This window comes from Agrobacterium sp. 10T429, from assembly GCF_056393925.1.
The window spans coordinates 443816-457532 of record NZ_JBFTGV010000002.1 but is presented as its reverse complement, the minus strand read 5'-3'; the positions used below and the strand labels follow the sequence as shown (position 1 = coordinate 457532).

The window sequence follows — 13717 nt, the reverse complement described above, 5'->3', positions numbered from 1 at the left end:
CGCAATAATACCTCCGAACATTGCATTTAACAGATTAGATTCTTTTGCTCATATTGCAACAACAAGGCGGATTGATCCACCAAATGCAAGATTGAGGCGATAAATGAACGACCTGCTTAAGATACCCTGTGTGCTGATGCGCGGCGGAACATCTCGTGGACCGTTCTTCCTGGCGTCTGACCTTCCGCGTAATCGAGCGGAACGGGATGCGGCACTTTTGTCCATCATGGGTTCCGGTCATCCGCTGCAGATCGACGGGATAGGAGGTGGCAATCCGGTCACCTCGAAAGTGGCGATCATAGGTCCTTCCACCGTCGAAGGCGCAGACATCGACTATCTCTTCGCCCAGGTTCGTACCGACAGGCAGTATGTCGACTATTCGCCCAATTGCGGAAATATGCTGGCCGCTGTTGGTCCCTTTGCGATCGAAGCTGGACTTGTCGAGGCTCGGGGAAGCGATACCGTGGTTCGCATCCACAACGTGAACACCGGAAAATTGATCGAGGCAAAGGTGCCGACGCGTGGTCGCGAAGTAATTTATCTCGGAGACGCATCCATCGACGGCGTTCCGGGTCTGGCTGCACCGATCGCCCTGACTTTCGTGGATGCGGCGGGTGCGAAAACCGGAAAACTGTTGCCGACCGGAAACCCTGTCGACACGGTTGAGGGAATAGATGTGACGGCGATAGACTGCGCAATTCCGATGGTCCTCATGCGTGCGGGAGACCTCGGCGTCACGGGATATGAAGATCCGCAGACCCTGACTTCCGATAGCGATCTCATCGAACGATTGACCCGCATTCGCATTCAGGCAGGCAAATTGATGGGGATGGGGGATGTAACGGATATGGTCATACCAAAACCCGTGATCGTAGCGCCGGCCCGCAAGGGAGGCACTCTGTCTGTCCGGTACTTCATGCCCAATGAGTGCCACCCTGCCCTGGCAACGACCGGCGCCGTTGGCATAGCAACCGCAGCGATCACGGAAGGCTCCGTGGCATTTGAACAAGCGGGAAATCGATCTGTTCCGACCCAGATCTGCATCGAGCATCCCGCCGGTCGGCTGGACGTGCAACTTGAGATGCGGAATGGAGCAATAACAGCCGGGCTTGTGAGAACGGCCCGCAGACTTTTCGAAGGCTTTGCCTTCGCCAAGCCAAACGCTGCGATTGAAGACGCAGCCTAGACAAAGCCATACTGGCTCAAAACATAGCAAAACTGGGAGGAGACCCTCATGCGTAAATACTTGCTTGCAACAGCGGCGCTCTGTGCGCTGGCAGCGTCGGCAAATGCAGAATCCGTCAGAATGAGTGTTGGTTCGTACAACCTCAACAACCTGCCTTTTCCGGTGGCGGCCAGCCTCGGCTTCTACAAGGACGAGGGCCTTGAGGTGACGACCGAGAACTTTGCCCAAGGCGGTTCGAAAGTCCTGCAGGCGCTCGTCGCAGGGTCCACGGATGTAGCCGTCGGTTTCTACGATCACACGATCCAGATGCAGTCCCAGAACAAGCACGTGGTTGGCTTCGTTCAGCTTGCCCGCAATTCCGGGCTGGTTCTCGCAGGAAAGAACGATACAGACTTCGATCCGGCAAAACCTGAAACCATCAAGGGCAAAAAGGTCGGGATCACCTCGCCCGGGTCTTCGTCCGATTTCTTCATTCGTTATTACATGAAGCAGCACAATCTGAGCGACAACGACATCGCCATCATCGGCGTTGGCTCCGGCGCTGCTGCTGTTGCCGCTCTGCAGCAGGGCAAGATTGACCTGTTGGTCAATTACGATCCGGCTGCGACGATCGTGGTTGAGCGTGGTCTTGGCAAGATCTTGATCGATGCCCGCAGCGATCAGGGCGCCAAGGATGTCTATGGCGGGATATACCCCACCTCCGTCTTGTATGCGACGCAGGAATACATCGATGCACATCCCGAGGTGATCCAGAAGGTTACCAATGCCACGGTAAAGGCGCTGCATTGGATGAAGGAGCATTCGGCCGAGGAAATCGTTGCAAAGCTTCCCGATGATTTCGTGTCCGGCGACAAGCAGACCTACATCAAGGCCGTCGAAGCCGCCAAGGCGATCTTCTCCGAAGATGGAACCTTCAACCAGGCCGATCTGGAAACCCCGTTGGCGGTTTTGAAAAGCTTCAACGACGCAGTCGCGAAGGCCGCGATCGATCTCAACACGACCTACACCAACAAGTTCGTCGAGGCTGCGGCTTCGAAGGGCGTAAACTGAGGGTCTTCAATGTCTTTGCCAATTAGAAAGTTAGAACCCGTGGCGGAACTCAATCTTCAGCCAATGGTGGCAATCGAGAACGTAACAATGGCCTTTGGCGCGTTCGTTGCGGTCCAGGATGTGAACCTGAAAGTTGGAGATGGTGAGTTTCTCTCGATTGTCGGCCCAACCGGATGCGGCAAGTCCACCATTCTCAATGCCATCGCGGGTTTGCTGAAACCGGCGCATGGAAAGGTCTCCATCGATGGCTCGGCCGTGCAGGGCGTGCAGAACAACATCGGATATCTCTTCCAGCAGGATGCGCTGCTTCCCTGGAAAACGGCCTATCAGAATGTCGAGCTTGGCCTGCTGTTCCGCGGCGTGTCCGAACATGAGCGCCGTACCAAAGTTCTGGCCTGGCTGGAAAAAGTTGGCCTGAAGGGGTTTGAAGAGCGCTTTCCGCATCAACTTTCAGGCGGACAGCGCAAACGTGTCCAGATGGCGCAGGCACTTATCACCGAGCCGAAGGTCATCCTGATGGACGAGCCCTTTTCCGCACTCGACATTCACACGCGCCACCTCATGCAGAATGAACTCCTGAGATTGTGGCAAGAGGATCGCCGTGCAGTGGTCATGATCACGCACGATCTCGAAGAGGCGATTGCACTCGGGGACCGGGTTGTCGTCCTTGCTGCCGGCCCCAAGAGCCGGGCTATCGAGAGCTTCCCGGTTGATCTGGAACGGCCCCGCAACGTGGCCGAAATCAAGCTCGATCCGAAATTCATGACCCTATATCGCGATATATGGGCGTCTTTGCGCGGCGAAGTGGAGAAAAGCTATGCAAGCCGTTAATGTTCGCATCATCCAGATCGTGCTTCTGGTCGTGCTCCTGGGTGGGTGGCAACTCGGGGTAAGCTCCGGGGCGATCGACCGCTTCTTCTTCCCGGCACCCATCGACATCGTCAAGCAGGTCATCACATGGGTTGCCGATGCCGGCTTTTACAAACATGTCGGTATCACCTTGAGTGAAACGGTTCTCGGTTACCTCATCGGTACAGGTCTCGGCGTCGGCGCCGGTGTCTGGCTGGGACTCAGTCCCTTTGTGGCCCGTGTGTTGGACCCGTTCATCAAGGCCGTGAATGCCATCCCGCGTGTGGTCCTCGCGCCAATTTTCGTCCTTTGGCTGGGGCTTGGCCTCTGGTCAAAGGTCGCTCTTGCGGTCACCCTCGTCTTCTTCGTGACGTTCTTCAACGCTATGCAAGGTGTTCGCGAAGTAAACCCCGTCGTGCTTTCCAACACGCGCATTCTCGGTGCAAAGCGCTCTGATCTCTTGCGTCATGTTTATTTTCCGGCGGCAGCCAGCTGGATTCTGTCGTCGCTGCGCACATCCGTCGGATTTGCGGTGGTTGGCGCGATCATCGGCGAATATCTCGGGTCTTCCGCAGGCCTCGGTTACCTGATCGCCCGTTCGGAAGGTAACTTCGACGCGGTCGGCGTTTTCGCCGGTATCATCATTCTCGCCATTTTTGTTCTCGTCATCGATCTTATTCTCGATGTCGCCGAAAGAAAGCTGATCACCTGGAGGCCGAACGCGGGCGAAGAACGGCCTGCTTGAGGTTTCGACCCAGTCTCATATCAAGCGGGGCGGCCAGTTGGTCGCCCCGTTTTTGTTCTACTGACGTCATCACGCCGATTTCTCGGCTATCGGACGCCGGCAGACCTGCTCACGGACAATATGCAAAAAGATCGTGGATCCCCTACCCTGTAAAACAGGAATAATTCACTTTGTCGTAGGAACCAAATTCCCATTCAAACATTTTAGGGAACCGTTACCTTCAGGACCCTGCATGAAAGATAATGATCTCCTCCGGCAGGATGCTCAAGACGCTGGAGAGCGTCTAGTATCTGGCCACGCTTCTGAAGATCCGTTTGCGGCAGCCTTCAAGGCCACCCGCATGCCCATGATCATCACAAATCCACTCCTCAACGACAATCCAATCATCTTCTGCAATGCTGCTTTCAGCAGATTGACGGGCTATTCCGCCGAAGAGCTGGTTGGTCAAAATTGTCGTCTGCTCCAAGGTCCAGACACGGATCCTGGCTCAGTTACGAAGCTGCGTGAGGCAATCGCAGCCGAGCAGGATTTGGCGATCGACATCCTTAATTATCGCAAGGACGGATCAGAGTTTTGGAATGCTCTCTTCGTAAGTCCTGTTCGCGATGCTTCCGGAACCGTCATCTATTTTTTCGCCTCGCAACTCGACTTCACCGATATCAAGAGCAAGGAAGCCGAACTCGCTCGCGCCCGCCACATCGCGGAGGGAGAGGTGGCGCTGCGAACGGCGGATTTGACTGAGGCATTGCGGGCAAAAACAACCCTCGTCCACGAAGTTGATCATCGCGTAAAAAACAACCTCCTGACAATCGCCTCAATCGTGAAGCTTCAGGCGCGGATGACTGATAACGATGTTGTGGAGCGGACATTGATGTCTGTGCTGAACAGGGTCGAAGCACTCAGCACCGTTCAGCGCAAGCTTCTGAACGATGAAGATGTAGGGCATTTCGATGTCGCGGATTTTGCCAATACATTGATGCTCGACAAGATCGGCGCCTTAAAGCGAACCGACATCATCCTCACCACCGATCTTCACGAGGTTGTGGTTCCGGCGACCAAGGCGTCCCCCCTTGCCTTGATCATCAACGAACTCATCGGCGACGCCATTCGCAGAGGATTGAAGGATCGTGGCGGGCAATTGCACCTGGAGGTCAAGCGCCTCAACGGCCACTTCCTTGTCAGGGTTGCCGATACCGTCACGCCGGGCGAAGTGGACAAGGAAGAAGCAGCCTTTAGCAAAAAGATGCTGGAAGCATGCGTAAAACAATTGCGTGCTACGATAGTTCGGACGGTTGAAGGTAGCCTCTCGGATGTTCGTGTCACGCTTTCTGTAAAAGACTGAAAGGATCTCCTGTGAAAATCTTGATCGTAGAGGACGAAGCTCTGCTGGCAATGGAACTTGAAAGCGAAGTGGAGGATGCCGGACACGAGATTGTGGGGATCGCTGCCGACAGCAAGGAAGCTATCGAGCTTGCCAATAAGGCACTGCCGCAATTCGCATTTGTAGACATTCAATTGCTGGATGGTCCAACGGGCATAGAAGTCGGCCGATATCTTTCCTCGAGCTCCATCCCCTATGTTTTTGTTTCGGGTAACCTGAAGAGAATACCTGAGGACTTTGCGGGCGCACTTGGAGCGATCGAGAAACCCTACACTATGAACGGTTTGCAAAATGCCTTGCAGTTCATTGAAGGCATCGTTATTGGCGCAGAGCGCTCCGCTACCCCTCCTCCCAGCCTTGTTGTTTCGCCCAAACTGCTTGCCGCCTTGTCGGCTTGACCAACGCCGCCCCTGTGCGGATAAGGATTGACCTTGAATTCACCGTCGGAACGCATTGACGCAGTTCGAAACTCTGGGCTGCTTGATGTCCAGAGCCCACCCGAATTCCAGGATATTATCGAGGTCGTCAAAACCGGCCTGAAATGCCCAGTGGCTTTGATCTCCATTCTGGACGAGCACCGGCAGGTTTTCATCGCTCATGTCGGGTTACCACCCAAATGGGCTGAAGCAGCGGAAACGCCACTCACGCATTCATTCTGTCAGCATGTGGTTCGCGACAGACAGCCTTTGATCATCGGGGATGCGACGGTTCATGATCTCGTCAGAAATAATCTGGCCATAACCGATCTGGGCGTGATCTCCTACATGGGAGTGCCTGTAACCCTCCCTGATGGCATGGTGATCGGCGCGCTCGCAGCAATCGATGGAGAACCACGCACATGGACGGAAAGCGAGCTGCAGTTACTGAACCAGATCGGAAGGGTCGCCTCGAACCAGATTGCGACCTTCCTTTCCGAGCGGCGCTGGGGTGCGCTTTTCCAGCAATTGGAGGAAGGCATCGTCGTAGGATCGGTGATCCGTGACGTCGACGGAACGATTGTCGATTGGCGGTACGAGACGGTCAATCCCGCATGGAGCACTCTTCTTGGATTGCCAGGCGATAATGTGCCTGGTCGAACCATGCGCGAACTCTTTCCAGAATTCGAGAATGAGTGGGTTTCCGATGTGGTGGAGGCCGTCGAGACGCAACAAAGCAAGCGTTTCACCCGCAAGATCGGATCGATGGACCGGTGGTTTGACGGCTATGTTCAAGCCACTGGTGAAGATACGTTCGTCATCATGTTCGTTGAAGTTACTGATCGTATGCAAGCCCAGGAGGCTTTACGCGACAGCGAAACGAAGCTTCGCCTGATCGTCGAAGGCGCCAAAGACTATATTATCATGACGATCGATGAAGACCAGCGCATTACAAGCTGGTTTGGTGGAGCGCAGGAGACATTTGGCTGGTCGGAAGCCGAGATGCTCGGACGGCCGTTTGAGTCGATTTTTACTGAGGAGGACCGGGCAGCCGGCGTTCCTGCGGCTGAAGTGAGCAGAGCCACGTCCGAAGGGGTTGCACCCGACCGCCGATGGCACCTCGCTGCCGATGGCTCCAGCATCTTTCTGGACGGCACGATCCGGCCGATGTCCAACCATTCGTCGCCCAAGGTCCCGGGATATATCAAGGTCGCACGCAACGCCACCGCTCAAAAACTGTCGGAGGACAGGCAGCTTGCATTCCTGGAACTCGGCGAAAAGATCCGCGAGCTGGATACTGTTGCGGAAGTGGCATTTGCCGCCGCCGAGATTTTGGCACGGAGTCTGAGAGGCGCGACGCGGGCGGGCTACGGCATCGTTGACCCTATCGCCGAGACGGTGCAAATGCTTCCCGACTGGTGTGCGGAGGGAATGTTCACCGTCGCGGGGCTCCATCATTTCAGGAATTACGGATCCTACATCCAGGATTTGAAGCGGGGTGAGACGGTCATCATACCCGATGTGGCGACAGATCCGAGAACCTCCGCTTCAGCCGGGCTTCTACACTCATTAGGCATCTCCGTCCTCGTGAATGTGCCAATCATCGAAAGAGGTGCATTCGCGGGGGTCATGTTCGTACACTATGACAAGCCGCATGAATTCTCGTCCGAGGAGCGTGATTTTGTGCGTGCGATAGCGGACCGCACGCGTGAGGCGATCTCCAGGATTCGGGCTGAGCAGGAACAGCAGGTTCTCAATCACGAGATCAGCCACCGGCTCAAAAACACGATGGCCATGGTTCAGGCGATTGCGACACAGACGCTTCGCCCTGTTACCGACAGAGCCCCTGTCGAAGCCTTCACGAGCAGATTGCGCGCGCTTTCCAATGCGCATGAGGTTCTCCTGAACCAGGACTGGTCGTCGGCGCGCATGGTGGCAGTGATCGATTCCGTGCTTCGCCAACTTTCTCTTCCCGAGCGATACCGCATATCGGGCACCGACATGGAAATCGGGCCTAGGACTGCGCTGTCGCTGGCTCTCCTGATGCACGAGCTTGGCACAAACGCCTTGAAATATGGAGCCTGGTCTTCTGATGCCGGAACCGTCGTTATTTCATGGACGATAGAAGATGCAGGCGGCGAGAACGCGCTTGTTCTGGAATGGAAGGAGCAGGACGGCCCGCCGGTGACCGCTCCATCGGGTAAAGGTTTCGGATCGAAGCTCATCCAGCTTGGTCTGATGGGTACAGGCGGTGTCGAGGTAAATTTTGATCCTGACGGCCTGCGGGTAACGATGCAGGGACTGGTTTCCCATTTGAGACAGTCATGATGACCGTGACCTCGAATGCTGCCGATGTGGCAACCATACTCGTCGTTGAGGATGAGCCGCTGCTACGCCTTGCCGCCGTGGATCTGGTTGAAACCGCAGGATACACAGCGCTTGCTGCGGCAGATGCTACGGAGGCGGTCAATATCCTTGAGGCACGCGCAGACATTCGGATCGTCTTCACTGATATCGATATGCCACGCGGCGTCGACGGCCTGCAACTGGCAGCCATTGTTCGTGACAGGTGGCCCCCAATCAAAGTTATACTGGTTTCCGGCCATCTCGAAGATCCCGGTCATATGATCGCGGCAGATACCGCTTTCTTTACGAAACCCTACTGCGAAGAGCAGATCGTGGAGACGATAAGGCAGATGCTGCGGTAGCCGAGGATTTTTGCGGCTACCGGCATTCACCGCTCCGCTTGAAATTTGGAGATGGTGACAGAGTCGGATAAGGCTTGGCAGTCGATCTGCCGACTGATTGCCGCTGGTCGCTGAGGTTGGAATTGACGGACAAATTACCTGCTGAACTTGATGGTTTGCATCGCAATACCTTTGAATATTTCTGGTCCGGGAGCCACCCGGAGAGTGGCCTACCGCGGGATCGTATGCGATCCGATGGTCTTTCGATCCATGAAATCGCGTCGGTCTCCGGTATCGGGTTTGGTTTTCTTTCGCTCATCGTTGGTGTCCGCCGTTCTTGGATAACCGAACAGGAAGCCATCGCCCGGGCGAGCCGGATGTTGAGATCGCTGGCAAGTGTGAAGCGTTTTCATGGCGCCTTCCCTCACTTCATCGATGCGTCCAGCGGAAGAACGATACCCTTCGCGAAATTCGACGACGGCGGAGATCTCGTTGAAACCGCTCTTCTGGTTCAGGCGCTGATCTGCGTCAGACAGTTTTTTGGCGCGCAGACATCCTCCGAAATCGATTTACGCCGGTCCATAAATGAAATCGTCGAGACGGTGGAGTGGGGCTGGTTTACCAGGGGAAAGCCCGGGCCGCTGTTCTGGCATTGGAGCCGTCGGTATGCATGGGCGAAAAACTTGCCGATTGTGGGCTGGAACGAGGCCCTCGTCTGTTATGTGCTCGCGGCGGGTTCAACGACGCATGCAATCAGCGCCGATTCTTATCATTCCGGATGGGCAAGCGATGGCGAAATCCGGAACGGATCGATGTATCTCGGTGTTCGGCTGCCGCTTGGCCAGCCGTATGGAGGACCGCTTTTCCTGTCGCACTATTCCTTCTGCACACTCGATCCGCGCGGTCTCGGCGATGTTTATTGTCATGACTATCTCGAGCAGGTTCACGCGCATTGCATGATCAATTACCGCTACTGCCGCACGCGCTACCCAAGTGAGGCCGGGTGGGGTCTGTCTGCGTGTGATGGGCCAAAGGGCTATGTCGTAAACTCTCCGACCGACGATGACGGCATCATTGCGACAACGGCAGCCCTCTCGAGTATGCCCTTCTTTTCTCATCGCTCACGCGAGGCGGCGTTGCGTTTTCTGCAATGGAACAATGGTGCACTCATCGGCCGCTTTGGCCTCATGGATTCATTCCAGCCCTCAACCGGCTGGGTGTCCGGAACGCATCTTGCGATCAATCAAGGGCCTGTTGTTGCGATGATGGAAAACTATCGCAGCGGCCTGATCTGGGATTTATTCATGAACGCGCCGGAGGTGAAAAACGGCTTGGCCAAACTGGGCTTCCATCAGGACAGGTCTTTCGAAAAGTCGAGCCTGCAGGAAGGACGGACCGACCCCTGAGAACCGGTGTTTGAGTACCGCAAATGCATCCTTGAAGACAACGCCGGAAGGCCTTGGCAATTCCTTGGCAAGGCCTTCGGCGCGCAGGATATGCTGGGGTAAAGTCGTGGTCATCGTCTCAAAACTGCGGGAGTTTTGATGTTCGATAAACGGCGTGCTGTCATTCGGCTGGTTTCGAAGACGCGCTTTCGATATAGGCGATAAGATTATCCAGTTCTTCCGGTTTGCTGATGCCCGCCAAGGCCATCTTGTTTCCGGGGATTTTCTTCTTGGGAGCGCTGAGAAAGTCTCGGAGTTCCTCCGGTGTCCACACCAGCCCTTCCCCGCCTGCTTTTTTCATAGCATTCGAGTAATTATAGTCCGGATCGCCGCCCGCAGTGCGGCCGATGATCCCGTTAAGCTGCGGGCCGACCTTGTTTTTCGCGCCCTCGCCGATGGCGTGACAGGCGGAACAGCGCTTGAAGGCCGCCTCCCCCTTGGCAACATCGCCCTCTGAAAAAGCGGGAATGGCGCTTGCTGCCAGCATCGCCGCCGTGATGATCATTCTCTTGCGCATCGTGTCATCCTTGTTCTGCCGTATGAACGCGCCCGCCTGCGAATGCAGGCGGGCGGCTTGTTCTCAATTCAGGTCGTGCCCCAGGCGGGCGTACCCTTCTTGTAGGGAACGCAGGTCTCAAAGCCGCTGGGGATTTCGTCGTAAACGAGAACCTCGGTGGCGCCGATCTTCGAGGTGAAGAAACCGAGCAGCGTCAGCTGCTTGACGAGTGTGAAGGGATGCGGTGCGGTCGGTGTCTGTTCCGCCCGTGCCTGTTTGTCCAGCGCAGAAATCAGCGTCTGCCGCTCCTGCGACGTCAGCTCCAGAAACGCCTTCTTGTATTCCGTCCGGCTGCGGTTTTCGATGTCAGCCATAGCGGAGACGAAGAGTTTCCGCTGTTCGCCCGTGTAGCAATCGGCCGCATAGACTGCCATGAATGCGCCAACGGCGGCGTCCTTCGCACCCGGGGTGGATGTGCGAGGGATGATCGTTTCAGCCACCTCGTCCAGAAGCCGGATTTCCTCCGGGCTGAAGACGTGGACGTCGCCGGCAGGCTTGGCGGCGTTTTCCGCCGCAGTGACCACGTCAGCGCCGATCAGCGGAAGACCGGAGGCAATGGCTATCAGTTTCAGCAGTTCACGTCTGTTCATCACAGATTCCCCTTCTTGCGTTCGGAAACGGCAAATTCCGCGGCACGCGCCGTCAGCGCCATGTAGGTGAGCGACGGGTTGACGCAGGAGGCCGAAGTCATGCAGGCACCGTCAGTAACAAAGACGTTCGGCGCATCCCAGACCTGGTTGTTGCCATTAAGCACGGAAGTTTTGGGGTCGCGTCCCATGCGGGCCGTACCCATTTCATGGATGCCCATGCCCGGCGCATAGCTGCCCCTCGACGGTTTAACGTTCTTGATGCCGACCGCTTCGAACATCTCGACTGCGTCATTGACCATGTCTTCGCGCATATCGAGTTCGTTCTGCTTCATCTCGACATTCATCGACAGGACCGGCAGGCCCCATTTGTCCTTCTTGTCGTGGTCCAGCTTCACGCGGTTCTCGTGATAAGGCAGCATTTCACCGAAGGCAGTCATGCCGATAGTCCAGGCGCCCGGCTGGGTCAGCGCTTCCTTGTAGTCGGCTCCGATGTTGAGTTCGGCGATTTCCCGTTCCCAGCGCGAACGGCTGGCGGATCCCTGATAACCGAAACCGCGCAGATAGTTCCGCTTGTCGTCGCCGGTGTTGCGGAAACGGGGAATATAGAATCCCGCCGGGCGGCGGCCCTTGAAATAAAACTCTTCGAAACCGTCCACCTCGCCGGTGGCGCCCATGCGGAAATGGTGATCCATCACATTGTGGCCGAGTTCGCCCGAGCTGCTGCCGAGCCCTCCCTCCCACACGTCGGTGGCCGAGTTCATCAGAACCCAGGTCGAGTTGAGCGTCGAAGCGTTGAGGAAGATCACATCGGCGGTGTATTCATAGGTCAGGTTCGTTTCGGCATCGATGATCTCGACACCGCGAGCCTTCTTCTTGTCCTTGTCGTAGAGGATTTCCTTGACGATGGAGAAAGGCCGGAGCGTAAGATTTCCAGTAGCGAGTGCCGCCGGCAGGGTCGATGACTGCGTGCTGAAATAGCCGCCGAAAGGACAGCCCAACCGGCACTTGTTGCGGAACTGGCAGCGCGTGCGCTCCTGATCGGGAAGTTCCTGGGTGATGTTGGCGCAGCGCGAATTGATGAGGTGGCGTGTGCCTTTAAAGGCGGTTTTCAACCGGCGTGCCACATCCTCTTCAACGCAATTCAGCGGAATAGGCGGCAGGAATTCACCATCAGGAAGAATGTCCAGCCCCTCGCGGCTGCCGGAAATGCCGGCGAAACGCTCAACATAATCATACCAGGGAGCAATGTCCTGATAGCGGATCGGCCAGTCAACGGCGATCCCTTCTTTGGCATTGGCCTCGAAATCGGTCTGCGACCAGCGGTAGGTCTGGCGTCCCCACAGCAGCGAACGGCCGCCGACGTGATAACCACGGAACCAGTCGAAACGCTTTTCTTCGACATAGGGCGTTTCCTGCTCGTCGGCCCACATGCCGAGCGTGGCCTCTTCCAGCAGATAGTCGCGGCTGAGCACCGGATACTTCGCCTTCATCTCCTGCGTGGCGCGGTTGCGATGGGGATAGTCCCAGGCTTCCTTGTCGGCATTCTGATAGTCGGTAATGTGCTCGATGTTTCTGCCGCGCTCCAGCAGCAGAACCTTCAGGCCTTTTTCCGTGAGTTCCTTTGCAGCCCAGCCTCCACTTATGCCTGAACCGACAACAATCGCATCATAATGATTGTCCGCCATGATAACTCCTCCGATTGGTACTTGGGTAAAAAGTCGACGAGACAATGCGCTCCCCGTCGCAACGCGGCGGAAACTTCATCATGCGTCTGTCGAACCTTATGCGCCCCGGCGAAACCGGCCGCCGGGGTGCGGTTCTGGTTTTACTGGCAGTGTTTACTGAATGGTCGGCAGGCGCTCGCTCAGGAACGCGTTGCCCTTGGTCACGACCGCTTCGGCATCGAGCGGAAGGTCGTGTTCAAGAATGAACCATTGTGCGCCGGCATGTTTGGCCGCCGGCAGGATCGTCTTCCAGTCGAGAACGCCGGTGCCAATCGTTGCAAAGCCGCGCTCGTTTTCGGCCGTGCCGGCCGGTGCATTGTCCTTGGCGTGGATTGCAAAAACCCGACCGTTCAGAGTGCCGAGGAACTCAGCCGGATCATTGCCGCTGCGCGCCACCCAGGCGACGTCGAGTTCGCTCTGCAGTTTCGGACCTGCGGCATCGAGCAGCAGTTCAAGCGCCGTCTTGCCGTCGAACTTGACCATTTCAAAATCATGGTTGTGATAGGCCATGGAGAGGCCAGCCGCGGAAAGCTTGTCGGCATATCCGCCAAGTTCCTTGCCGAAGGCTGTCCAGCCTGCGGCGTCCTTAGGGCGGTCTTCGGGCTTGAGGAACGGCACGGTCACGACCGGATTGCCGACAGCCTTCTGCTCGGTGATGACATCGTCGAGATTGCCGCGAAGCTTGTCGATCGGCACATGCGAGGAAATGACCTTGATCTTGTGCTTTTCCAGAAGCGCGTTCAGCTCGCTGGCGCTGACCTTCTGCATATCCACCGTTTCCACGGCGGATACGCCCGCGCGGTTGAGGATGGCAAGCTGCTCTTCAAGCGTTCCGGCGTTGCGCAATGTGTACATCTGCGCGGCAATCGGCAGCGTCTTGCTGTCATCGGCAAAAACCGGATTTGCGATACCGGCCGCCAGTCCGACGACGAATGCCATCTTTGCGAATTTTGACTTCAACGTTTTCAAACGCGTAACTCCCTTTCCGTTTGATCAATATGACGACACGCCTGCCCGTGATCTTCCGAACAATTAGTCGGGTAATGCTGGGCACAACCTCCGATGCCCTGCGTCGTCAGTCCCCGATA

The 13717-nt window shown here is 56.4% G+C and carries 13 protein-coding genes; 9 read left to right on the top strand and 4 right to left on the bottom strand.

Going from position 1 to position 13717, the window contains the following annotated elements; all coding sequences use genetic code 11:
- The first annotated feature begins 103 nt into the window (after window positions 1–103).
- The 9 genes from AC1DCP_RS07215 to AC1DCP_RS07175 all read left to right on the top strand — a co-directional run bounded on the left by AC1DCP_RS07215 (window position 104) and on the right by AC1DCP_RS07175 (window position 9720).
- The gene (locus AC1DCP_RS07215) at window positions 104–1186 is read left to right on the top strand and encodes a 4-oxalomesaconate tautomerase (RefSeq protein ID WP_065687382.1); all 1083 of its coding nucleotides are present in this window, start codon (window positions 104–106) and stop codon (window positions 1184–1186) included.
- A 48-nt stretch (window positions 1187–1234) separates the two neighbouring features.
- Complete coding sequence (locus tag AC1DCP_RS07210) at window positions 1235–2236, top strand: ABC transporter substrate-binding protein (protein ID WP_065687381.1); 1002 nt, start codon at window positions 1235–1237, stop codon at window positions 2234–2236.
- A 63-nt stretch (window positions 2237–2299) separates the two neighbouring features.
- Window positions 2300–3067 (top strand): ABC transporter ATP-binding protein, encoded by a 768-nt coding sequence (locus tag AC1DCP_RS07205; protein WP_065687380.1) that lies wholly within the window; start codon window positions 2300–2302, stop codon window positions 3065–3067.
- Entirely contained in the window at window positions 3054–3830 is a 777-nt protein-coding gene (locus AC1DCP_RS07200) for an ABC transporter permease (protein ID WP_003515221.1), read from the top strand. The genes AC1DCP_RS07205 and AC1DCP_RS07200 overlap by 14 nt, the downstream gene beginning before the upstream one ends.
- A 232-nt stretch (window positions 3831–4062) precedes the next feature.
- Window positions 4063–5172, top strand: a complete 1110-nt coding sequence (locus AC1DCP_RS07195; protein WP_065687379.1) for a PAS domain-containing protein — start codon at window positions 4063–4065, stop codon at window positions 5170–5172.
- An 11-nt stretch (window positions 5173–5183) separates the two neighbouring features.
- Window positions 5184–5609 carry a response regulator gene (locus AC1DCP_RS07190; RefSeq protein WP_003515224.1) on the top strand — a complete coding sequence of 142 codons (426 nt, stop codon included), beginning with the start codon at window positions 5184–5186 and terminating at the stop codon, window positions 5607–5609.
- Window positions 5610–5636: 27 nt separating this feature from the next.
- Complete coding sequence (locus tag AC1DCP_RS07185; RefSeq protein WP_309582985.1) at window positions 5637–7955, top strand: GAF domain-containing protein; 2319 nt, start codon at window positions 5637–5639, stop codon at window positions 7953–7955.
- Window positions 7952–8335, top strand: a complete 384-nt coding sequence (locus AC1DCP_RS07180) for a response regulator (protein ID WP_025593416.1) — start codon at window positions 7952–7954, stop codon at window positions 8333–8335. Before AC1DCP_RS07185 ends, AC1DCP_RS07180 begins: the two co-directional genes overlap by 4 nt.
- 224 nt (window positions 8336–8559) lie before the next feature.
- Window positions 8560–9720, top strand: coding sequence for a glucoamylase family protein (locus tag AC1DCP_RS07175; RefSeq protein ID WP_065687378.1), 1161 nt, complete (start codon window positions 8560–8562; stop codon window positions 9718–9720).
- A gap of 160 nt (window positions 9721–9880) precedes the next feature.
- On the opposite strand, the gene AC1DCP_RS07170 is transcribed toward AC1DCP_RS07175, so the two are convergent.
- The 4 genes from AC1DCP_RS07170 to AC1DCP_RS07155 all read right to left on the bottom strand — a co-directional run bounded on the left by AC1DCP_RS07170 (window position 9881) and on the right by AC1DCP_RS07155 (window position 13598).
- Window positions 9881–10276 (bottom strand): c-type cytochrome, encoded by a 396-nt coding sequence (locus AC1DCP_RS07170; protein ID WP_003515228.1) that lies wholly within the window; start codon window positions 10274–10276, stop codon window positions 9881–9883.
- Window positions 10277–10344: 68 nt separating this feature from the next.
- Complete coding sequence (locus tag AC1DCP_RS07165) at window positions 10345–10905, bottom strand: gluconate 2-dehydrogenase subunit 3 family protein (protein WP_065687377.1); 561 nt, start codon at window positions 10903–10905, stop codon at window positions 10345–10347.
- Window positions 10905–12590, bottom strand: a complete 1686-nt coding sequence (locus tag AC1DCP_RS07160; protein ID WP_065687376.1) for a GMC oxidoreductase — start codon at window positions 12588–12590, stop codon at window positions 10905–10907. The genes AC1DCP_RS07165 and AC1DCP_RS07160 overlap by 1 nt, the downstream gene beginning before the upstream one ends.
- Window positions 12591–12743: 153 nt before the next feature.
- Entirely contained in the window at window positions 12744–13598 is an 855-nt protein-coding gene (locus AC1DCP_RS07155; protein WP_065687375.1) for a sugar phosphate isomerase/epimerase family protein, read from the bottom strand.
- Between the last annotated feature and the right edge of the window lie 119 nt (window positions 13599–13717).

What these genes read in the sequence shown, in the direction of transcription:
- AC1DCP_RS07215 (WP_065687382.1), top strand. Translation starts at nt 104, where the DNA reads ATGAACGACCTGCTTAAGATACCCTGTGTGCTGATGCGCGGCGGAACA.
- AC1DCP_RS07210 (WP_065687381.1), top strand. Translation starts at nt 1,235, where the DNA reads ATGCGTAAATACTTGCTTGCAACAGCGGCGCTCTGTGCGCTGGCAGCG.
- AC1DCP_RS07205 (WP_065687380.1), top strand. Translation starts at nt 2,300, where the DNA reads ATGGTGGCAATCGAGAACGTAACAATGGCCTTTGGCGCGTTCGTTGCG.
- AC1DCP_RS07200 (WP_003515221.1), top strand. Translation starts at nt 3,054, where the DNA reads ATGCAAGCCGTTAATGTTCGCATCATCCAGATCGTGCTTCTGGTCGTG.
- AC1DCP_RS07195 (WP_065687379.1), top strand. Translation starts at nt 4,063, where the DNA reads ATGAAAGATAATGATCTCCTCCGGCAGGATGCTCAAGACGCTGGAGAG.
- AC1DCP_RS07180 (WP_025593416.1), top strand. Translation starts at nt 7,952, where the DNA reads ATGATGACCGTGACCTCGAATGCTGCCGATGTGGCAACCATACTCGTC.
- AC1DCP_RS07175 (WP_065687378.1), top strand. Translation starts at nt 8,560, where the DNA reads ATGCGATCCGATGGTCTTTCGATCCATGAAATCGCGTCGGTCTCCGGT.
- AC1DCP_RS07170 (WP_003515228.1), bottom strand. Translation starts at nt 10,276, where the DNA reads ATGCGCAAGAGAATGATCATCACGGCGGCGATGCTGGCAGCAAGCGCC.
- AC1DCP_RS07165 (WP_065687377.1), bottom strand. Translation starts at nt 10,905, where the DNA reads ATGAACAGACGTGAACTGCTGAAACTGATAGCCATTGCCTCCGGTCTT.
- AC1DCP_RS07160 (WP_065687376.1), bottom strand. Translation starts at nt 12,590, where the DNA reads ATGGCGGACAATCATTATGATGCGATTGTTGTCGGTTCAGGCATAAGT.